Source organism: Ferrovibrio sp. GW821-FHT12E11, from assembly GCF_058806975.1.
This window is the reverse complement of the sequence record NZ_JBXAQG010000001.1, coordinates 3,232,622-3,252,580: the sequence shown is the minus strand read 5'-3', so window position 1 is coordinate 3,252,580 and position 19,959 is coordinate 3,232,622. Positions and strand designations below refer to the sequence as shown.

Here is a 19,959-nt window from a genome sequence, read left to right as displayed (position 1 = left end):
GGTAGACAAGCCGACCGGCTGGGGTAACATTCAGGTGAAACCCGGAGGGTGACGCATGACGGGTACCAGCGAAAGCAAGGCGCTATCAGGTTATCTTGAGCGGCAGCTGCTGATTGCCATGCCGACGATGGGCGATGCCCGTTTCGACCGCACCGTAATCTATATGTGCTCGCACAATGCCGAAGGCGCCATGGGCCTGGTGATCAACAAGCCCTATCCCGGCCTGACCTTTCCCAATCTGCTCACCCAGCTCGGCATCGAACCTGCCGCCGATAACGACATTGTGGTCCGCCTGGGTGGCCCGGTGGAAACCGGCCGCGGTTTCGTGCTGCATTCCACCGACTACATGCGTCAGGGCAGCGTGAAGATCGACGAGGATAACGGCATCGGCCTGACCGCGACGCTGGATGTGCTGCGGGCGATTGCCAGCGGCAGCGGCCCGCAACGCAGCCTGTTCGCCCTTGGCTATGCCGGCTGGAGTGCCGGGCAGCTGGATACGGAAATCCAGGAGAATGCCTGGCTGGCTGCGCCTGCCGACCCGGATCTGATTTTCGAATCCGATCTCGATGCCCTGTGGGATCGTGCCGTGCGCAAGATCGGTATCGATGTGGCCAAACTGGCGACCGTGTCAGGTCACGCCTGACCTCTAGGCCTGGTCCGGCAGCGGCGCATCATTGGCCAGCCGTGCATAGAGTTGATGATCGCGCCACACGCCATTGATCTTCAGGTATTCCCGTAACACGCCTTCGGTACGGAAGCCGGCATGGGCCAGCAACCGGCGGCTGGGTGCGTTTTCCGGCAGGCAGGCCGCTTCAAGCCGATGCAGCTTCAGGGTTTCGAAGCAATGCGTGGTCATGACGCGGAGAGAGTCTGTCATAAGGCCCTGGCCGATATGCGGCTTGCCGATCCAGTAGCCCAGCTCGCCGCATTGCGCCGCGCCCCGCCGGATATTGGACAACGTGATGCCGCCGACCAAACCATCGTTGCGCCGCAGATAGATGAAATAGGCTTCCCCGTGATCCTGCCGGCGCAACCGGTCGAACCATGTCAGCCGACGGCGGAAACCTTCGCGAGTGAGAGAGTCTTCCGCCCAGGTCGGCTCCCAGGGTTGCAGATGCTCGCGGCTGATGGCACGCAGCGTGGCCCAGCTTTCGTAATCGTTGATTTCGGGCGAGCGCAGATAAATCCGTTCGCCATGCAGACTGGGGATAGCCGGAGGGAGGAAGCGGCCAAACAGCATCTGTTCGCCTCCCCCGTCCCGTCGCTTCAGCCGAACCGGGCCGCGAAGCGCGAATAACTCTCCAGCCGCTCGACCGGCCCCAATGCTGCCACTGTCGGCGGTGCAGAGCGCATGACCCGCTCAGCCACGCTCTGTACGGCCTTGGCATCAACCTGGTCGACCGCCGCCAGGACCTCGTCCAGATCGAGCGGGCGGCCAAACAGCAGCATCTGGCGGCCAAGCTGCTCGATGCGCGCACCGGAGCTTTCCAGCGACATCACCAGCCCGACTTTCAGCTGGGCACGCGCGCGCTGCAGCTCGTCGCCATCGACCTTGCCGCAAATCTTGCTGAGTTCTTCGGCCAGAACCGGCATCAGCTCTGGCAGTTTCTCGCCGCCGGTGCCGGCATAGATCGTCATCAACCCGCCGTCGCGATAGGAGGACGGGTAGGCATAAACCGAGTAGGCCAGACCGCGCTTCTCGCGCACTTCCTGGAACAGCCGCGATGACATGCCGCCGCCAAGCACCGTGGCGTAGACCTGCATCGCGTAGTAGCCGGGATCGTCATAGGAGAGCCCGGGCAGCGCAATGGCGACATGGGCCTGCTCCAGATCGCGTACGGCCCGCTTCTCGCCGCCGCCGCCGTAAAGCGCCGTCTGCTGCGCCGGTCGCGCCATACGGTTCAGACCGCCGAACAAACGTTCGGCTTCAGCCATCAGCCGGTCGTGATCGACCGCGCCTGCCGCCACCAGAACAAGATTGGGGCCATGATAGAAGCGCGACAGGAAGCCCTGCAGGTCCTCGCGTTTCATGCCGGTGACGCGATCCACCGTGCCAAGGATCGAACGCCCGAGCGACTGCCCCGGGAAAGCGGTTTCCTGCAGATGGTCAAAGATGATGTCGTCGGGCGTATCTTCCGACTGGCCGATTTCCTGGATGATGACTTCGCGCTCGCGCTCCATCTCGTCCTTGTCGAAGACCGAATGCTGGAGGATGTCGGCCAGGATATCGAGCGCCAGGCCGGTATCTTCGGCCATGACCCGGGCGTAATACGCGGTCTGTTCACGCGAGGTGAAGGCGTTCAGATGACCGCCCACGGCCTCGATTTCTTCGGCGATCGCCAGGGCCGAGCGCCGCTCGGTGCCCTTGAAGGCCATATGCTCCAGCATATGGGCGACGCCGTTGATCTCGGGCGTCTCGTCGCGCGCGCCGGCATCGACCCAGATGCCGACGGAGACGGTCTTGACCTGCGGCATGGCCTCGGAGACCACGCGCAGACCGTTGGAAAGAGTGCCGATACGAACTGTCATGTTTTCACTCTACGCGTTTCGATGAAATCGCGCACCTTGGCATAATCGTTGGCCAGAACGGTCTGTCGTTCGGCCCGGTCGAACAGGTCGGCCAGGCGCGGCGGCAGAGCCGGATGGCGGCCGGTAGCAGCCTCGACAGCGGCCGGGAATTTTGCCGCATCGGCGGTGGCCAGGGTCACCAACGGCGTTTCGGCCGGCAGGGCCCGGGCAGCACGCTGCTCGGCGGCGACCACCAGGCCAACGGCTGTATGCGGATCGACCAGCAGGCCGTTGCCGGCCTCAAAGGCCGTCTTCAGCATGGCTTTCGTCTTGGCCTCATCGGCCTTGCCGGCGGCGAACAGTTGCTTGGTCTCGGCGAGCGCATTGGGCGACACCGTGAAACCGCCATTCTTGTCCAGATCGCTCATCAGTCGGCGGATTTCGGCGCCGTCGCGACCATGCATATCGAACAGCAGGCGCTCGAAATTGCTCGCCACCTGGATATCCATGCTGGGGCTGATGGTCGGCTCGACACCGCTTTTGCGGTACTCGCCGCCAGCGATGAAGCGCGCGAGGATGTCGTTGCGGTTGGTGGCGACGATCAGTTTGGCGATCGGCAGGCCCATTTTGGCAGCGCAATAGCCGGCGAAGATGTCGCCGAAATTGCCGCTCGGCACGCAGAAGGCCGGCGCACGATCCGGGCCGCCCAGGCTGAGCGAGGCAGTTACGTAATAGACGATCTGGGCCATCACGCGCGCCCAGTTGATCGAATTCACGGCCGTGAGGCCAACCGTGTCGCGGAAAACGGCATCGTTGAACAGCGCCTTCACCATCGCCTGGGCATCATCGAAGGTGCCTTCCAGCGCAATGGCATGCACATTGGCATCGGCAACCGTGGTCATCTGTCGGCGCTGCACGTCCGAGACGCGGCCATGCGGGAACATGATGAAGATGTCGAGATTGGCGCGACCGCGGCAGCCCTCGATGGCGGCCGAACCGGTATCGCCCGAGGTGGCGCCGACGATGGTGGCGCGCTTGCCCGACCGCGTCAGCGCCCAGTCGAACAGCCGGCCGAGCAGCTGCAGCGCCACATCCTTGAAGGCCAGCGTCGGCCCGTGGAACAGCTCCAGCACCCAGTCATTATCGCCGCTCTGACGCAGCGGCACGACCGCCTGATGCCCGAAGGTGGCATAGGCCTCATCGATCATGCGCTGCAGATCCGTATCGGGGATGCTGCCGCCGACGAAGGGTTTGATGATGCGGAAGGCAACCTGCGCATAGCTCAGGCCCTGCATGGCGCGCCAGTCCGCCATGGAAAACTGCGGCCAGCTTTCCGGCACATACAGGCCGCCATCGGTGGCGAGGCCAGCCAGCAGCACACCCTCGAAATCGAGGGTCGGGGCCTGGCCGCGGGTGGAAACGTAGCGCATGGCGGGACTCAGTTCAGGTAGCGGGCTTTGAGATGCGCCTTGAAGGCGGCGGTGCTTAAGGGCTTGCCAGTCGCCTGGCGCAGCAGCTCATCGGTGGTGAGCAGCGCGCCCTTGCCATGCACATTCTTGCGCAGCCAGCGCAGCAGCGGCTTGAAATTGCCCTTGGCGATACCAGGCAGGATTGTCTTGTCCTGCTCTTTCGCCGCGGCAAACAGTTGCGCGGCCGACAGCGCGCCCAGCGTATAAGTCGGGAAATAGCCGATCGAACCAACCGCCCAATGAATATCCTGCATGCAGCCGACGCTGTCGCTGGGGACCTCCACACCGAGCAGGGTCTGCATGCCATCGTTCCAGGCATAAGGCAGATCGGCCAGCGGCAGGTCGTCGCTCAGCATCGCCTGCTCCAGGCGATAGCGCAGGATGACATGGGCCGGATAGGTGGCCTCATCGGCATCGACGCGGATCAGGTCGGGTTTCACACGTGCATAGATGCGCTGCAGGTTGGCATCCGACCAGGCCTCGCCAGTACCGCCAAACGCCTTGCGCAAGACCGGGCCGGCATAGGTGAGAAATTCCATGCCGCGGCAAACTTGCATCTCGACCAGCAGGCTCTGGCTTTCATGCAGGACCATGCCGCGCGCCTCGCCTACCGGCTGGTCGCGCCAGGCCTTGGGCAGGCCAAGCTCGTAAAGCGCATGGCCGGTCTCGTGCAGCACGCCCATCAGCGATTTGGTGAAATCAGCTTCCTCGTAGCGCGTAGTGATGCGCACATCGTCGGGAATGCCCCCCGTGAAAGGATGCAGGCTGACATCCAGGCGGCCGTGATTGAAATCGAAACCGAGCGCCTTCATGAATTTCAGACCGACGGCGCGCTGGGTCTCGACCGCGAAGGGCCCCTGCAACGGCAGCGGCTCGGGCCGCTTGGCCTGCTTGCTGAGCGCCTTGTCGATAAACCCGGGCAGAAAACCGCCCAGATCGGCAAACAGCTTGTTGATCGTCTCGGAGCGGCCGCCGGGTTCGTATTCGTCCAGCAGCGCATCGTAATGGCCCAGGCCGAAAGCCGCCGACTTCGCAGCCGCCACCTCACGGGTCAGCTCCAGCACCGGCTTGAAGGCTTTGGCGAAACTCTTGAAATCGTCGTTGCGGCGCGCCTTGCGCCAGACCATTTCGCAGGCCATCGAGGCCTTCGAACGCGCTTCCACCAGTTTCGATGTCAGTGCCGTGGCATGGCGCCACTGCCGGCGCATCTCGCGCAGGTTGGCGCGCTGCCAGTCGGTCAGGCCCTTCTGCTGGGTTTCGGCCTCGCCCAGCAGGTCGCCCAGCCTGGGGTCGGTGATCCATTCGTGGCGCAGCACATTCAGGGTCGCCATCTGCTCGGCACGCGCCCTGGCGCCACCCTCGGGCATCATGGTCGACTGATCCCAGCCCAGCATGGCCAGCGCACCGTTCACCGCACCGATACGGTGGAATTGCTGCTCCAGGGCTTTGTAGCGCTTCATGGGTTCAAGCCTTCGTGCCGGCGTCGCGTCCCCGCCGCCGATGCCATAGCACATAAATCACCGCCAGCACCACGGCACCGCTGTACCAGGTGAAGGCATAGGACAGGTGATTGTTGGTAAAGCTGAGCCGGGTATGGCCCGGCCGTGGCCAGCCGCCCGGCACGGTCACGCTGGCATCGGCATCGATGAACAACTGCGGCGCATCGCTGATGCCCGCCGCCTTCAGCATCCCCGCCGTGTCGCCCGAATACCACAGGTTCCGCCTCAGATCGTTTTCGGGGGTGAAGGCGCCCTGGTTCCACGGGGCCCGGGCAATGCCGGTGATAACCTGCTCGCCCTCCACTTGCCCCTGCAGGCGGCGCGCCGGCTCCTTGTCCTCGGCCGGCACCCAGCCGCGGCTCACCAGCACATGGCCCGGCGCATCGGTGCGCTTGAGCAGGGTGATGATGTGGTAGCCGAAATTGCCACGCTCGGAATGCGCCAGCAGATGGAATTCCCTGTCGTGGTCGAATACGCCTTTGACCACCACGCGACGGTAATTCCAGGCTTCGGCATCGACCTGACCGACCGGCAGCGGCACCGGATCGGCCTTCAGACCCTGCTCGACGCTTTCAATCAGGTCGAGCTTCCACAGCAGGCGCTGGACCTGCCAGCTGCCCAGGAAGAGCAGCAGGATGAGGGCGGGAATAGTGAAGAGGGTCGGCCAGAAGGCCGGCCGGAAACCAAGAATCGTCAACGGGTCACTCGCGCAGTAATTCGATATCGGACGACGCCTTGTGGCGGTATTGCTGGGCGATCAGCACGCCCTTGAACGGTCGCAGCATGCCGATGGCGCCACCCAGGATAAGTGGGGTCCAGAGCGCCATATGCAACCACATCGGCGGCTCGAACCGCAATTCGACCCAGAGCGCCAGGCCGACCACAATGAATCCGAGGATCAGGATGACAAAGACGGCGGGGCCATCGCCGGAATCGACCGTGGCGTAATCCAGGTCGCAGGCCGGGCAGCGCGGTTTGACCGTCAGCAGCCCGTCGAACAACGGGGCCTCGCCGCAGCGCGGACAGCGGCAGCGAAGCCCCGTGGAGAACGACGATAGCGGCGGATAATACGGCGCCGCCATCGGACTGTGGCTCAATGGGCGGCCGGTGCGCCCGAACCCCACCAGTAGATGGCGGTGAACAGGAAGAGCCAGACCACGTCGACGAAGTGCCAGTACCAGGCGGCCGCCTCGAAGCCGAAATGATGGTCGGACTTGAAGTGGCCCTTCATGGCGCGCAGCAGGCAGACCAGCAGGAAGATGGTGCCGACGATGACATGGAAGCCGTGGAAGCCGGTCGCCATGTAGAAGGTCGAGGCATAGATGCCATCCGTGAAGCCGAAGGCGGCATGGCTGTATTCGAACGCCTGGCAGGCGGTGAACAGCACGCCGAGGATCACGGTCAGCGTCAGACCCTGGATCAGGCCCTTGCGGTCGTCATGCAGCAGCGCATGGTGCGCCCAGGTCACCGTGGTGCCCGACAGCAGCAGGATCAGGGTATTGACGAAGGGCAGTTCCCAGGGGTTGAAGGTCTCGATCGTCGCCGGCGGCCACTGGTGACCGATCGCTTCGGTCGGATAGAGCGCGGCGCCAAAGTAGGCCCAGAACCAGGCGACAAAGAACATCACTTCGGAAGCGATGAACATCACCATGCCGTAGCGCAGATGCAGCTGCACCACCGGGGTATGATGGCCGTCATGCTCGGCTTCGCGGATCACATCGCGCCACCAGGCAGCCATCGTGTAGAGCACGATGACCAGGCCAGGCACGGTCCACAGGTAGCTGTGGCCATGGAAGGCATAGACCGAGCCGATCGCCAGCACGAAGGCGCCCATCGAACCGATGAACGGCCACGGGCTCGGATCGACAAGATGATAATCGTGGTTGCGGGCACTACTGGCCATATCAGACCCCCTGGTTACAAACGCTAGTTGGTGGAGCCGGCCGCAGTGCTGCGGTCGGAAAGGCGGGTTTCATCCGGCTTGCGGAAGAAGGTGTAGCTCAAGGTAATCTCGACAACGTCACGGGTCGTCGGATCTTTCAGGATGTCCGGATCGACGAAGAAGGACACCGGCATGTCGACGCTCTGACCGGCCTGCAGGATCTGCTCCTCGAAGCAGAAACAGGCGATCTTGTTGAAATACTGTCCGATCTTTTCCGGCGTCACATTGAAGCTGGCCTGGCCGGATACGGCGCGCGCGGTGGGATTGGTGGCGCGATAGAAGATCAGCGTCTCCTCACCCGGCTTCACCACCACCTGGCGCTGCACCGGCTGGAATTTCCACGGCATCCCCGGCGCGGTATCGGCATTGAAGCGCACAGTCACCGTGGCTTCATCGTCACCGGTCGCGCCCGGCGCAGCCTTGGCACGCAGCGGCGTGCCGGCAAAGCCCGTCATGCGGCAGAACAGGTCATAAAGGGGCGCCGAGGCGAAGGACAGCCCGATCATCACGGCAAAGACAGCAGCGCAGCTGAGAGCCACGCGGCGATTCTTGCGTTGCTGTTCAGGCGTCAGGCTCATGCCGGCTGCATCCCCGTCATCTTGGCGATGGTGATGAAATAGAACAGCAGCACCAGGGCGAACAGCACCAGGGCCAGTGCAACATTGCGCGCCCGGCGGCGCTTGGGATCGTTCTGCTGCGACATGGCGCTCATGCTCCCCAGCCAAGCCCGCGCTCGGCGAGCAGCAAGGCGAAGAGCAGGAACAGGTAGAGGATCGAGTAAGCGAACATATGCTTGGCGGCCCGGTCGCCCGTGCTGCGCCAGATCCGCAGGGCGAGCGCCAGGAAAATCACCCCGAGCAGCGCCGTGGCGCCGCCATAGAGCGGGCCGGCAAGGCCAAGCGCCCAGGGACTGAGCGTCACCGGCACCAGCAGCAGGCTGTAGATCAGAATCTGGCGACGCGTCTCGCCGTCGCCGGCCACCACCGGCAGCATCGGCACGCCGGCGCGGGCATAGTCGTCCGAACGATAGAGTGCCAGCGCCCAGAAATGCGGCGGCGTCCACATGAAGATGATGGCGAACAGCAGCAGCGGCAGCAGGGCGAGATCGCCGGTAACGGCAGCCCAGCCGATCATCGGCGGGAAGGCGCCGGCGGCGCCACCGATCACGATGTTCTGCGGCGTACGGCGCTTCAGCCACATCGTGTAAATGAAAACATAGAAGCCGATGGTGAGCGCCAGGATGGCGGCGGCGACCCAGTTGACGCCCAGGCCCATCACAAGGATGGAACCGGCCGACAGTACACAGCCGAAGCCAAGCGCTTCCTCGCGGCTGACGCGGCCCTGCGGGATCGGACGACCCTGCGTGCGCTGCATCACCGCATCGATATCGGCGTCGTACCACATGTTGATCGCGCCGGACGCGCCGGCGCCGATGGCGATGCAGAGTAGCGCCGTGATCGCCAGGGTCGGGTGCAGATGGCCGGGCGCCAGCACCATACCGACCAGGCCGGTGAACACGACCAGCGACATCACGCGCGGCTTGAGCAGCGCGAGATAGTCGGCCGGCCGGGCTTCACCCGTCTTGCCGTAAGCGCCATCGAGGCCGGCATTGCCGGCCTCGTTGCGCTCCGAAATGTAACTGGCGTCGGACACCCGTTGACTCCTGGGGCTGGAGCGCCGGCCTTACTTGATGACCGGCAGCTTTTCGTACTGGTGGAACGGCGGCGGCGAAGACAGCGTCCACTCCAGAGTGGTCGCACCCTCGCCCCACGGATTGTCAGCGACTGCCTTCTTCTTGATGAAGGCATAGATCACCGAACCGACGAAGAACAACGTCGAAGCGAACGAGATATAGGCACCGATCGAGGCGACGTAATTCCAGCCGGCGAAGGCATCCGGATAATCCGGGATACGACGCGGCATGCCCTGCAGGCCGAGGAAGTGCATCGGGAAGAACAGCAGGTTCACGCCAATGAACGTCGTCCAGAAGTGGATCTGGCCTGCCGTCTCGCTCAGCTCATAGCCCGACATCTTGCCGAACCAGTAATAGAAACCGGCGAAGATGGCGAACACGGCGCCGAGGCTGAGCACATAGTGGAAATGCGCCACCACGTAATAGGTGTCATGCAGGTAGGTATCGACGCCGGCATTGGCGAGCACCACACCGGTGACGCCACCGACCGTGAACAGGAAGATAAAGCCGATGGCGAACAGCATCGGCACGGTGAAGCGGATCGAACCGCCCCACATCGTCGCGATCCACGAGAAGATCTTCACGCCGGTCGGCACTGCGATCACCATGGTGGCCGCCGTGAAATAGGCGCGCGTGTCGACGGCGATGCCGGTGGTGTACATGTGATGCGCCCAGACGACGAAGCCGACGACGCCGATGGCAACCATGGCATAGGCCATGCCGAGATAGCCGAACACCGGCTTCTTCGAGAAGGTCGAGATGATCTGGCTGATGATGCCGAAGCCGGGCAGGATCAGGATGTACACTTCGGGATGGCCGAAGAACCAGAACAGATGCTGGAACAGGATCGGATCGCCACCGCCTTCAGGCTTGAAGAAGGCGGTGCCGAAGTAGCGGTCGGTCAGCAGCATGGTGATGCCACCGGCCAGAACCGGCAGCGACAGCAGCAGCAGGAAGGCGGTGACCAGCACCGACCACACGAACAGCGGCATCTTGTGCAGGGTCATGCCCGGCGCGCGCATGTTGAAGATGGTGGTGATGAAGTTGATCGCGCCGAGGATCGAGGACGCGCCGGCGATATGCAGGCTCAGGATGGCGAAGCCGACCGCAGGACCTGGGTGGCCGACATCCGACGACAGCGGCGGATAGATCGTCCAGCCGCCGCCCATGCCGAGACCGCCGGCCGGACCTTCCACCACGGTGGAGAGCAGCAGGCAGCCGAAGGACGGGATCAGCAGCCAGAAGGAAATGTTGTTCATGCGCGGGAAGGCCATGTCCGGCGCGCCGATCATCAGCGGCACGAACCAGTTGCCGAAACCGCCGATCATCGCCGGCATGACCATGAAGAAGATCATGATCAGGCCATGGCCGGTGACCAGAACGTTGAACAGGTGATGGTTGCCGCCCAGGATGCCGTCACCGGGATTCATCAACTCGGCGCGCATCAGCACCGAGAAGAAACCGCCGATCAGACCCGCCATGACGGCGAAGATCAGGTACAGCGTGCCGATATCCTTGTGGTTGGTCGAATACATCCAGCGGCGCCAGCCGGTGGGCAGATGATGTTCGTCGTGATGGTCGTGGGCCGCGTGGGCGTGAGCCTGAGCCATGACGTTCCCCTACTCTCTCAGTTCAGTGCGGTTACTGGGCGACGCGCGCGTCGGCGAGACGCGGCGACACACCATCGACGGTGGCGAATTTCTGTTTCGCTTCCTCGGCCCACTTCGCATAGGCGTCCTTGGAAACGACCTGCACCTTGATCGGCATGTAGCCGTGATAGGCGCCGCAGATTTCCGAACACTGGCCGTAATAGGTGCCTTCGCGCTCGGCGCGGAACCAGGTCTCGTTGGTGCGGCCTGGCACGGCGTCCTTCTTCACGCCGAAGGCCGGCATGGCCCAGGCATGGATGACATCGGCAGCGGTGATCAGCAGGCGCACATTGGTGTTCACCGGCACAACCACCACATTGTCGGTCTCGAGCAGGCGATGCTGGCCCGGCTTGATCTCGGCTTCAGGAATGATGGTGGCATCGAAGGTGAAGTTGCCATTGTCGGGATATTCGTAAGACCAGTACCACTGCTTGCCGATCGCCTTGATGGTCAGTTCGGCCTTGCTGGTCTTGTCGCCGAAATACAGCAGCTTGAACGACGGCACCGCGATCACGATCAGGATCAGGATCGGCACCACGGTCCACAGCACCTCGATCAGGGTGTTGTGCGAGGTCTTCGACGGCACCGGATTGGCCGAGGCGCGGAAGCGCCACATCACGTAGATCAGCAGCACCAGCACGAAGAGGGTGATCAGCGTGATGACCCACATCAGCAGGTCGTGGAACCGATGCATGTCGGCAGCGACGGGGCTGACAGCGGGCTGCATGCCGAGCAGCCAGGGGGCCGGAAGCCCCGGGGTCTGTTCGGCGGCCATTGCGGCGCCCGACAGCATGACAGCAAGCGCTGCCCCGAAACCGGCCATGGCCGAAAGACGACGCGCGGCCCAGCGGACGGCCGCAAACGAATTCCACCCCATCGTGCAATACCCTCGCTAATGACTTGGGAGTCTAACTCTTTCGAGGCCGGACCATACACCGGCCCATGACGGTCGCCCAGTCTGCCGGCGGCGGTCCAAGGGCTTTCTGCGACGATTTGTCGCTCCGCCCCGAAAGCCCCCCGCCTGACCCCCTTAAGCATTGATTTGGCTTGCGCTTGCGCCGCCGCGGCTGCCCCCCTAATCTGCCCACTCACGGGGGCCAGAGGCATGCTCGATCCGAACCAGCGGAAACTCACGCAGGACATACTCGACTGGCTCGATCGACCCGCATTTACGGTTGAATATGGGCCAGGTGACGACTACCGTTACGTGTCCTGCAATACCGCTTATGCCGCCCTGACCGAAATGAATGCTGAAGCCCTCACCGGCCAGGGGCTGTCCGCCGGCTTTGCCCTTGGCGAGGTCGACAAGGTGCGCGAGCTGCTCGACAGCACCCGCCGGGAAGGCCGGCGCCAGATCGGCAATACCCTGATCCGCTGGGCCAATGGCTGGCTTTGCCAGGGTCTGACCGTCGCCCCGCTGAACGACAACCACGGCCGGGTCACCGGCCTGATGGTCATCGCCGAGGCTAGCACCCCCGAGAAGATGCACCAGGTCGCCCTGCAGGTGGCCGAATACAAGCTGCGCGACTTTGCCGAACTGGCCTCGGACTGGTTCTGGGAAACCGATGCAGATCATCGCTTTACCTGGATTTCCGATTCCTCGTCGGCCCATACCTCGGCACTGCGCGCCCTGTTCCTTGGACGCTGCCGCTGGGAAGTCGCGGTGCAGGGCGATTCGGAAGCCGACCTGCTCTTTTGGGAAGAGCATCGCCGTCAGCTCGACCGCCACGAACCCTTCCGGGGCTTCCGCTATTGCACGATCACGGCCGGCACGGAGCTCTGGATCGAGATCAACGGTAAGCCGGTCTTCGATGCCAATGGCCGTTTCATGGGCTATCGCGGCTCGGGCCGCGACATCACCGACCAGTATCGCCAGCAGCGCCGCATCGAGGCCGCGCTGCGCCAGGCCGAAGAGGCCAGCCGCGCCAAGAGCCAGTTCCTGGCCAATATGAGCCATGAGCTGCGCACGCCGCTCAATGCCATCATCGGCTTCTCGGAAATCATCCGCGACCAGATGTTCGGCTCCGTCGGCGTGCCGCGCTATGTCGACTATGCCCGCGACATCAACGGTTCCGGCACGCATCTGCTGGCGCTGATCGGCGACATTCTGGACATGTCGCGCATCGAGGCCGGCTATTACGCCCTCGACGAAAAGGCCGTCGATCTGTCGGCGGTGATTCAGTCGGCGCTGACTATGGTGCGGCCGCAGGCCGAGCGCGGCGGCATCACGCTGCGCAACCTCTCCTCGGATACCCTGCCGCAACTGCGTGCGGATGAGCGCGTGGTCAAACAGGTGCTGATCAATCTGCTCGGCAACGCCGTTAAATTCACGCCCGCCAGCGGCACCATCGACGTGGTATTCCGCCAGATGCCGGATGGGACACCGTCGCTCACGGTCATCGACACCGGTATCGGCATTACGCCCGAGCGCCTGGAACATATCTTCGAGCCCTTCCAGCTCGCCAAGGCTGAAGTGGCGCGCCAGCATGGTGGTACGGGTCTGGGCCTGTCGATCAGCAAGCGGCTGATGGAACTCCATGGCGGCTCGCTCATCCTGAGCAGCACGGTGGGCAGCGGCACCCAGGCCCAGATGACATTCCCGGGCTGGCGCCTGCTCAGCGACGTGGACGAGAACTGGTCGCCGCCGGAACTGCCCGTGCCGCTCAGCCCGCCGCCTGAAGCGCCCCCGCCCCTCGCGCCCGCCGCCCGTCGGCAGGAACCGGCCGAGACAACCGCTGGCGCGAATCTGGGCGAAACCCTGCGCGTCTTGCTGGGCACCATGAATGAGGGCGTGCTCGGCATCGACGGTCAGGGAATATTGGTCAACATCAGCGACATCTGCGCCCAGATGTTCGGGTACCAGCCTGGCGAACTGATCGGCCAGAATGTCAAAATCCTCATGCCGGAACCCTTCCGCTCGGGCCACGATTCCTATGTGCGCAATTACCTCACCACCAAGCGCGCCAAGATTCTCGGGCTCGGGCGCGATACGCTGGGCCGCAAGAAATCCGGTGAGATATTCCCGATCCATCTGAGCGTCGGCGAATATAACGACGAGGACGGCCCGGGCTTCATCGGCATCGTCCGCGATATCTCCGACCGTCGCGACGTCGAGCTGCGCGCTGAATTCGCCAGCCGCAATGATCCGCTGACCGGCATCCTGAACCGCGCCAGCTTCATCGCCGAGACCGAACGCATGCTGGGCGCCCAGCATCGCCTGGATGGCGGTCTGTGGGTGCTGTTCAATCTCGACATGGATGGCTTCCGCGATATCAATGAAGGCTTCGGCTATCACATCGGCGATATCGTGCTGAAGGGTACGGCCGACCGGCTGGCCGAGATGCTGCCGCGTGAAGCGCTGGTCGGCCGTATCGCCGCCGACCAGTTCGCGGCCCTGGCTGTCGTCACCGATCTCAACAATGCGCTCAACCTCGCGCAGGCCCTGCATGCGCATCTGACCAAGCCGATCGCGATCGAGGGCCGCCTGGTGCCGCTGAAGGTCAGCATGGGCGCGGCCATTATCGACGATCCGTCCGAAAAGATGAGCGATGGCCTGGCCAAGGCCGAGCTGGCCATGAAGCTGGTGCGCGCCGCCGGCGGCGATTCCACGCGCTTCTACAGTCCGGAAATGACACGGGCGGCCGAGCGCCGTCTGCGACTGACCATGAATCTGGACGCCGCCATCGCGCAGAACGAATTCCACGTCGTCTACCAGCCGGTGGTGGAAACGACCAGCGGCGCCATTTGCGCCATCGAGGCGCTGCTGCGCTGGCATCACCCAGACCTCGGTGCCATTTCACCCAGCGAATTCATTCCGCTGGCCGAGGAAACCGGCACCATCATCCAGATCACGCGCTGGGTCTTCGCCAGTGTCTCCCAGCAGATTCGCGACTGGCGCGCCAATGGCGTCGAACCGCGTCGCGTCTTCGTCAACGTCTCGGGCCAGCAGTTCATCCGCGACGATCTGCCGGCGCATTTCCGCAAGATGGCGGCGGAAGAACCGGAACTGATCCCCTTCCTTGGCATCGAGATCACCGAGCAGGCGGCCATCCAGAATATGGAAGCCACCGTGGCGGCGATCCGCGAACTGGCCGAAATCGGCATCGATGCGGCGCTGGATGATTTCGGCACCGGCTATTCGTCTTTGAGCTACATCCAGCGGCTGCCGATCCGCAAGATCAAGCTCGACCGCGCCTTCATCGCCGACCTGCCGGGCAACGACCGCGACATCGCGCTGGTCCGCGCCATGATCGGTATGGCCAACGGTCTTGATCTGCCGGTGGTGGCCGAAGGCGTCGAGACGGCGGCCCAGCGTGACTTCCTGCGCGGAGTCGGCTGCAGCGAGCTGCAGGGTTACCTGATCAGCCGGCCGGTGCCGGCCGCCGAGATCACCGAACTGCTGAAACAGAGCGACCGCCGTCGCCGCTAGGCGTGCCTCCCGGCAATTTGCACGACAAGGGCTGTATTTTCGCCGCGACGGACGCCATATAATCCGGCGATACGCTGATTTCCGCCCGTTATTGCCCGCCACGAGGATTGTCATGACCGGTGCCGCCACTGCCCAGGACCTGTTTTTCACCCGCGCCGGGCTCGACCGTGCGCGACTGGATGGCGTGGTGGGTGATGCCCTTCAGGGGGCCGATGACGGCGAGCTGTTCCTGGAATACAGCCAGTCGGAAAGTTTCAGTTTCGACGACGGACGGCTCAAAGCTGCCGCCTATGACACCACCCAGGGCTTCGGTCTGCGCGCCGTGTCGGGCGAGCAGACCGGCTATGCCCATGCCTCCGACCTGAGCGAGGAAGCGATCCGGCGCGCCGCCACCACCGTGCGCGCCGTACGTGCCGGCCATGGCGGCAGCATGAGCGAGGCACCGCCGGCCACCAACCGCCATCTCTACGGCGACGACAATCCGCTGAACGAGATTCCCTTCGAGCAGAAGGTGCAGCTGCTGCAGGCCATTGACGCCTATGCCCGCGCCAAGGACCCGCGCGTAAAGCAGGTTTCCGTCTCGCTCGCCGGCAGCTGGCAGGCCGTCGCCATCCTGCGTGCCGATGGCAGCCTGATGCAGGATATCCGCCCGCTGGTCCGCCTGAACGTCTCGGTCGTGGCTGGCCAGGGCGACCGCATGGAGACCGGCAGCCGCGGCGCCGGCGGCCGCGTCGGCTATGCCCGCTTCTTCGATCCGGCACACTGGCAGGCGGAAGTCGACGACGCCCTGCGTCAGGCCCTGGTCAATCTGGAATCGGTGCCCGCGCCGGCCGGCGAGATGACCGTCGTGCTCGGTCCGGGCTGGCCCGGCATCCTGCTGCATGAAGCCATCGGCCACGGCCTGGAAGGCGACTTCAACCGCAAGAAGACCTCGGTCTTCTCCGGCCTGGTCGGCGAGCGGATCGCAGCAAAGGGCGTCACCATCGTAGATGACGGCACCATCGAAAGCCGCCGCGGCTCGCTCAGCATCGACGACGAGGGCACGCCGACCGAGAACACTATGCTGATCGAGGACGGCATCCTGAAGGGCTTCATGTATGACCGCATGAATGCCCGGCTGATGGGGGTGAAGTCGACCGGCAATGGCCGCCGCCAGTCCTTTGCCCATAATCCGATGCCGCGCATGACCAACACCTACATGCTGGCCGGCGACCGCGATCCGGGCGAGATTCTGGCCGGCGTCGACAAGGGCGTCTACGCGGTGAATTTCGGCGGTGGCCAGGTCGATATCACCTCCGGCAAGTTCGTGTTCTCCTGCACCGAGGCCTACATGATCGAAAAGGGCAAGCTGGGCGCCCCGATCAAAGGCGCCACCCTGATCGGCGCCGGCGCCGAGGTTCTTAAAAAAGTAACCGCTGTCGGCAATGATCTGCAGCTGGATGCTGGCATCGGCACCTGTGGCAAGTCCGGCCAGGGCGTGCCGGTCGGCGTCGGCCAGCCGACCGTGCTGATCGATGGATTGACGGTGGGCGGCACCGCAAAAGCCGCGTAAACTGCCGGGAAGACGAGAGAGACCCATGCCCGCCATCGCCAACAAGATCGCCACCCACGACCCGGTCTGGAGCAGCATCCGCGAGGAAGCCCTGCGGGCCGCAGCAGAGGAGCCGTTGCTGGCCAGCCTGGCGCATTCCGCCGTGCTGCATCACCAGCGGCTGGAAGACGCCCTCAGCTATATCCTGGCCCAGAAACTGGCCAGCGACGCCCTGCCCGCGCTCGGCATGCGCGAGGTCATCGAGGAATCTTTTGCCGCCGATACCGATATCGGCAATGCCGTGCGTGCCGATCTGGTGGCCGTGAACGAGCGCGATCCGGCCTGCCGCGGCTTTCTCAAGCCGCTGCTCTTCTTCAAGGGCTTCCAGTCGATCCAGGCTCATCGCGTGGCGCACTGGCTGTGGCACCAGAAGCGCGAGACCATGGCTTTCCTGCTGCAGAACCGCTCGTCCGAGGTCTTCGGCGTCGATATCCATCCGGCGACCAAATTCGGCCGCGGCATCATGATCGATCACGGCACCGGCGTGGTGATCGGCGAGACCGCCGTGCTGGAAGACGATGTCTCGCTGCTGCAGAACGTCACCCTCGGCGGTACCGGCAAGGAAACCGGCGACCGTCATCCCAAGATCCGCCGCGGCGTGCTGATCGGCGCCGGCGCCAATATCCTCGGCAATATCGAGATCGGCGAAGGCGCCAAGATCGGCGCCGGCAGCGTGGTGCTGATCCCGGTGCCGGCCCATTGCACCGCCGCCGGCGTGCCGGCCAAGCTGCTCGGCGATTGCGGCTGCGACCAGCCGGCGCGCGAGATGGATCACGGCCTGCCGCCCGAGCTGGATTGATCCCGCCGCCGGCCGTGCGCTACCTTTTGCGCCGTCCCCTTGCCCTGCTCCTGGCTTTTACGCTGGCCGGTCCTGCTGTGCCCGCCATGGCGCAGTCGCTGACCGGCGCGCTGGAATGGCTGCCGCCTGGCAGCCTGTCAACGCAGGCGCTCAGCCATCGCCCCGTGGAAGCGCTGGATGGCGGCGAGAGCCAGAGCTTCTACGTCGAATTCGGTCGCCTGGCCTTCCGCAGCCCCGACATCCTGGGAGGCACGGCGCGCAAGGCCGGGCTGTCCTGTCAGGCCTGCCACGCCAATGGTCATGCGACGACTGCTTTCTTCATTCCGGGGCTTTCGGACAAGCCGGGCAGCATCGATGTCAGCCATGCCTTCTGGAACCTGCGTGGCGAGGATGGCCGGCATAATCCGCTGGAAATTCCGAGCCTGCGCGGCGTGAAGACGAAGGAGCGTTTCGGCCAGGACAAGCGCACGGCGTCGCTGCGCGAGTTCACCCGCCGGGTCATCGTTACCGAGTTTGCCGGCGCCGAACCCGATGGCCTGCTGCTGGATGCACTGGTGGCCTATCAGGAGAAACTCCAGCCGGCGCCGGCCACCGACAGCCGGGTGACTCTGGCGCAGGACCTGGCCGACCTGTTGCGCTATTTCGATGCCCTGCGCGTGCCACTGGCCGAGGAAGAACCGGCGCTGGCCGAACGGATGACCGTGATGATCCGCAGCCAGCTCGGTTTCATCCACGAACGGTTTGCTGAAGACGACATGCGCGGCAGCCGCGGCGCGCTCGAGGAATGGTCGCGCCGGCTGGCCATCATCGCCGGCCTGGCCGAAGGCGGACAATGGCCGCAGGCGCGTGAGGCACTGAAAGACCTGCGCCAGGCCGTGGCCGTGCCGCCGCCCGCCTTTGCCGCCGAGGCGCCGCGCTCGCTCTATGACGAGGCGCGGCTGAAAGAATGGATCAGTAAGCCAGTTCGCTGAAGGCCGGATCGACCGACTTGTTCCAGCGGCCATTATACAGCTTCAGCAAGGCTTCCGCCGGCGTTTCGCCGCTCTCCACGATCCGCACCAGCGGCTCGAGGAAATGCGTCTCATCCTCGCCGGCCGGCGACAGGCGCGAACGCGCCTTCAGGCCGCCCATGGCGATCTGCAGCATCTGTTCGGCGTAATATTTCAGCGGCCGGCCGCGCAGCGGCGTGTGCAAGCCGTATTTCGGCGTATCGATGCGCAGCTGCTCGCGTTCGGCCAGCGTCCAGTCGCGGCACAGGTCCCAGGCCGCATCCAGCGCGCCCTGGTCATACAGCAGGCCGACCCACAAAGCCGGCAGGGCGCAGAGCCGCGACCACGGGCCGCCATCGGCGCCGCGCATCTCCAGGAAGCGCTTGAGCCGCACCTCGGGGAACAGCGTGGTGATGTGGTCGGCCCAGTCGCGCAGTGTGGGCAGTTCGCCGGGCAAAGCGGGCAGCTTGCCGGCCATGAAATCGCGGAAGCTCTGGCCCGAGGCGTCGATATAGGTGCCGTCGCGATAGACGAAATACATCGGCACATCGAGGGCATGGTCGACATAGCGCTCGAAGCTCATCGCATCGTCGAAGACGAAGCCCAGCATGCCGGTACGGTCGGGATCGGTGTCGGTCCAGATCTGGCTGCGGTAGCTCAGGAAGCCGTTCGGCTTGCCTTCGGTGAAGGGCGAGTTGGCGAACATCGCGGTGGCCAGCGGCTGCAGCGCCAGGCCGGTGCGGAATTTCTTCACCATGTCGGCTTCGGAAGAATAGTCGAGATTCACCTGCACGGTGCAGGTGCGCAGCATCATGTCGAGGCCGAGATTGCCTTTCTTGGGCATATAGGCGCGCATGATGCCGTAGCGACCCTTGGGCATCACCGGGATATCGGCGCGGCGCCATTTCGGATTGAAGCCCAGTCCCATCATGGCGAAGCCGAGTTCGCCGCCGATCTCGCGCACCTGCTTCAGATGCGTCGAGACCTCGATACAGGTCTGGTGGATGGTCTCCAGCGGCGCGCCCGACAGCTCGAACTGCCCGCCCGGTTCCAGCGTGATCGACTGGTTGTCCATCACCAGCGCGATGACCTTGCCGTTCTCTTCGACCTTCTCCCAGCCGAACCGCTGCAGCTCGGTGAGCAGGCGCTGGATGCCGACCGCGCCCTCATAGGGCAGCGGCCGGTAGTCGGCGGTAGTGTAGGCGAATTTCTCGTGCTCGGTGCCGATGCGCCAGTCGGCAGAGGGCTTGGAGCCCTGCGCCAGGTATTCGACAAGCTGCGCCTTGGACGTGATGGGCGTCTCTGGGGCCTGGGCGGGACCGGACATGCAATAAACCTCGGTGATTTTTATTATTCGTTTACGCGGGCGGGACGTCAGCGATCCCGGTGAC

General features: G+C 64.2%; 18 protein-coding genes. 5 read left to right on the top strand and 13 right to left on the bottom strand.

What is annotated here, in order from left to right; translation table 11 throughout:
- Positions 1 to 55: 55 nt before the first annotated feature.
- Entirely contained in the window at positions 56 to 643 is a 588-nt protein-coding gene (locus AC1ROT_RS16140; protein ID WP_492971546.1) for a YqgE/AlgH family protein, read from the top strand.
- 3 nt (positions 644 to 646) lie between these two features.
- On the opposite strand, the gene AC1ROT_RS16135 is transcribed toward AC1ROT_RS16140, so the two are convergent.
- From AC1ROT_RS16135 to coxB, 12 genes are all read right to left on the bottom strand, one after another.
- Positions 647 to 1,240: a GNAT family N-acetyltransferase gene (locus tag AC1ROT_RS16135; protein WP_493000187.1), complete on the bottom strand. Its 594-nt coding sequence runs from the start codon at positions 1,238 to 1,240 to the stop codon at positions 647 to 649.
- A 26-nt stretch (positions 1,241 to 1,266) separates the two neighbouring features.
- Positions 1,267 to 2,529: a M16 family metallopeptidase gene (locus tag AC1ROT_RS16130; RefSeq protein ID WP_492971548.1), complete on the bottom strand. Its 1,263-nt coding sequence runs from the start codon at positions 2,527 to 2,529 to the stop codon at positions 1,267 to 1,269.
- Positions 2,526 to 3,938, bottom strand: coding sequence for a threonine synthase (thrC, locus tag AC1ROT_RS16125; protein WP_493000185.1), 1,413 nt, complete (start codon positions 3,936 to 3,938; stop codon positions 2,526 to 2,528). The genes AC1ROT_RS16130 and thrC overlap by 4 nt, the downstream gene beginning before the upstream one ends.
- An 8-nt stretch (positions 3,939 to 3,946) precedes the next feature.
- Complete coding sequence (locus tag AC1ROT_RS16120; RefSeq protein WP_493000184.1) at positions 3,947 to 5,437, bottom strand: carboxypeptidase M32; 1,491 nt, start codon at positions 5,435 to 5,437, stop codon at positions 3,947 to 3,949.
- A 4-nt stretch (positions 5,438 to 5,441) separates the two neighbouring features.
- Positions 5,442 to 6,173 carry an SURF1 family protein gene (locus AC1ROT_RS16115; RefSeq protein ID WP_493000182.1) on the bottom strand — a complete coding sequence of 244 codons (732 nt, stop codon included), beginning with the start codon at positions 6,171 to 6,173 and terminating at the stop codon, positions 5,442 to 5,444.
- 4 nt (positions 6,174 to 6,177) lie between these two features.
- Entirely contained in the window at positions 6,178 to 6,477 is a 300-nt protein-coding gene (locus tag AC1ROT_RS16110) for a DUF983 domain-containing protein (protein ID WP_493000180.1), read from the bottom strand.
- A 92-nt stretch (positions 6,478 to 6,569) separates the two neighbouring features.
- The gene (locus AC1ROT_RS16105) at positions 6,570 to 7,379 is read right to left on the bottom strand and encodes a cytochrome c oxidase subunit 3 (protein WP_492971553.1); all 810 of its coding nucleotides are present in this window, start codon (positions 7,377 to 7,379) and stop codon (positions 6,570 to 6,572) included.
- 23 nt (positions 7,380 to 7,402) lie between these two features.
- Positions 7,403 to 7,996 carry a cytochrome c oxidase assembly protein gene (locus AC1ROT_RS16100; protein ID WP_493000179.1) on the bottom strand — a complete coding sequence of 198 codons (594 nt, stop codon included), beginning with the start codon at positions 7,994 to 7,996 and terminating at the stop codon, positions 7,403 to 7,405.
- On the bottom strand, positions 7,993 to 8,130 hold the full coding sequence (locus AC1ROT_RS16095) for a cytochrome c oxidase system small membrane protein (protein ID WP_492971555.1): 138 nt from the start codon (positions 8,128 to 8,130) through the stop codon (positions 7,993 to 7,995). The genes AC1ROT_RS16100 and AC1ROT_RS16095 overlap by 4 nt, the downstream gene beginning before the upstream one ends.
- A complete protein-coding gene (locus AC1ROT_RS16090; protein ID WP_493000177.1) occupies positions 8,127 to 9,071 on the bottom strand; it encodes a heme o synthase in 945 nt (314 codons plus the stop codon). Before AC1ROT_RS16090 ends, AC1ROT_RS16095 begins: the two co-directional genes overlap by 4 nt.
- Positions 9,072 to 9,101: 30 nt before the next feature.
- The gene (gene ctaD / locus AC1ROT_RS16085) at positions 9,102 to 10,721 is read right to left on the bottom strand and encodes a cytochrome c oxidase subunit I (RefSeq protein WP_492971557.1); all 1,620 of its coding nucleotides are present in this window, start codon (positions 10,719 to 10,721) and stop codon (positions 9,102 to 9,104) included.
- A 31-nt stretch (positions 10,722 to 10,752) separates the two neighbouring features.
- Positions 10,753 to 11,637 (bottom strand): cytochrome c oxidase subunit II, encoded by an 885-nt coding sequence (gene coxB, locus AC1ROT_RS16080; protein ID WP_492971558.1) that lies wholly within the window; start codon positions 11,635 to 11,637, stop codon positions 10,753 to 10,755.
- A 228-nt stretch (positions 11,638 to 11,865) separates the two neighbouring features.
- Here coxB and AC1ROT_RS16075 point away from each other — a divergent pair, with 228 nt between their 5' ends.
- From AC1ROT_RS16075 to AC1ROT_RS16060, 4 genes are all read left to right on the top strand, one after another.
- Entirely contained in the window at positions 11,866 to 15,189 is a 3,324-nt protein-coding gene (locus AC1ROT_RS16075) for an EAL domain-containing protein (protein WP_493000176.1), read from the top strand.
- A 112-nt stretch (positions 15,190 to 15,301) separates the two neighbouring features.
- Positions 15,302 to 16,741, top strand: a complete 1,440-nt coding sequence (tldD, locus tag AC1ROT_RS16070) for a metalloprotease TldD (protein ID WP_493000175.1) — start codon at positions 15,302 to 15,304, stop codon at positions 16,739 to 16,741.
- Between the two features lie 25 nt (positions 16,742 to 16,766).
- Complete coding sequence (gene cysE, locus AC1ROT_RS16065) at positions 16,767 to 17,579, top strand: serine O-acetyltransferase (protein WP_493000173.1); 813 nt, start codon at positions 16,767 to 16,769, stop codon at positions 17,577 to 17,579.
- Between the two features lie 86 nt (positions 17,580 to 17,665).
- Positions 17,666 to 18,550, top strand: coding sequence for a hypothetical protein (locus AC1ROT_RS16060; protein WP_493000171.1), 885 nt, complete (start codon positions 17,666 to 17,668; stop codon positions 18,548 to 18,550).
- On the opposite strand, the gene AC1ROT_RS16055 is transcribed toward AC1ROT_RS16060, so the two are convergent.
- On the bottom strand, positions 18,531 to 19,895 hold the full coding sequence (locus AC1ROT_RS16055) for a glutamate--cysteine ligase (RefSeq protein ID WP_492971563.1): 1,365 nt from the start codon (positions 19,893 to 19,895) through the stop codon (positions 18,531 to 18,533). The genes AC1ROT_RS16060 and AC1ROT_RS16055 overlap by 20 nt on opposite strands.
- Between the last annotated feature and the right edge of the window lie 64 nt (positions 19,896 to 19,959).

Bases quoted from the DNA above. Each gene is read 5' to 3' on its own strand.
- tldD (WP_493000175.1), top strand. From the start codon at position 15,302: ATGACCGGTGCCGCCACTGCCCAGGACCTGTTTTTCACCCGCGCCGGG.
- coxB (WP_492971558.1), bottom strand. From the start codon at position 11,637: ATGGGGTGGAATTCGTTTGCGGCCGTCCGCTGGGCCGCGCGTCGTCTT.
- thrC (WP_493000185.1), bottom strand. From the start codon at position 3,938: ATGCGCTACGTTTCCACCCGCGGCCAGGCCCCGACCCTCGATTTCGAG.
- AC1ROT_RS16100 (WP_493000179.1), bottom strand. From the start codon at position 7,996: ATGAGCCTGACGCCTGAACAGCAACGCAAGAATCGCCGCGTGGCTCTC.
- cysE (WP_493000173.1), top strand. From the start codon at position 16,767: ATGCCCGCCATCGCCAACAAGATCGCCACCCACGACCCGGTCTGGAGC.
- AC1ROT_RS16130 (WP_492971548.1), bottom strand. From the start codon at position 2,529: ATGACAGTTCGTATCGGCACTCTTTCCAACGGTCTGCGCGTGGTCTCC.
- AC1ROT_RS16140 (WP_492971546.1), top strand. From the start codon at position 56: ATGACGGGTACCAGCGAAAGCAAGGCGCTATCAGGTTATCTTGAGCGG.
- AC1ROT_RS16120 (WP_493000184.1), bottom strand. From the start codon at position 5,437: ATGAAGCGCTACAAAGCCCTGGAGCAGCAATTCCACCGTATCGGTGCG.
- ctaD (WP_492971557.1), bottom strand. From the start codon at position 10,721: ATGGCTCAGGCTCACGCCCACGCGGCCCACGACCATCACGACGAACAT.
- AC1ROT_RS16055 (WP_492971563.1), bottom strand. From the start codon at position 19,895: ATGTCCGGTCCCGCCCAGGCCCCAGAGACGCCCATCACGTCCAAGGCG.
- AC1ROT_RS16105 (WP_492971553.1), bottom strand. From the start codon at position 7,379: ATGGCCAGTAGTGCCCGCAACCACGATTATCATCTTGTCGATCCGAGC.
- AC1ROT_RS16095 (WP_492971555.1), bottom strand. From the start codon at position 8,130: ATGAGCGCCATGTCGCAGCAGAACGATCCCAAGCGCCGCCGGGCGCGC.
- AC1ROT_RS16135 (WP_493000187.1), bottom strand. From the start codon at position 1,240: ATGCTGTTTGGCCGCTTCCTCCCTCCGGCTATCCCCAGTCTGCATGGC.
- AC1ROT_RS16075 (WP_493000176.1), top strand. From the start codon at position 11,866: ATGCTCGATCCGAACCAGCGGAAACTCACGCAGGACATACTCGACTGG.
- AC1ROT_RS16060 (WP_493000171.1), top strand. From the start codon at position 17,666: ATGGCGCAGTCGCTGACCGGCGCGCTGGAATGGCTGCCGCCTGGCAGC.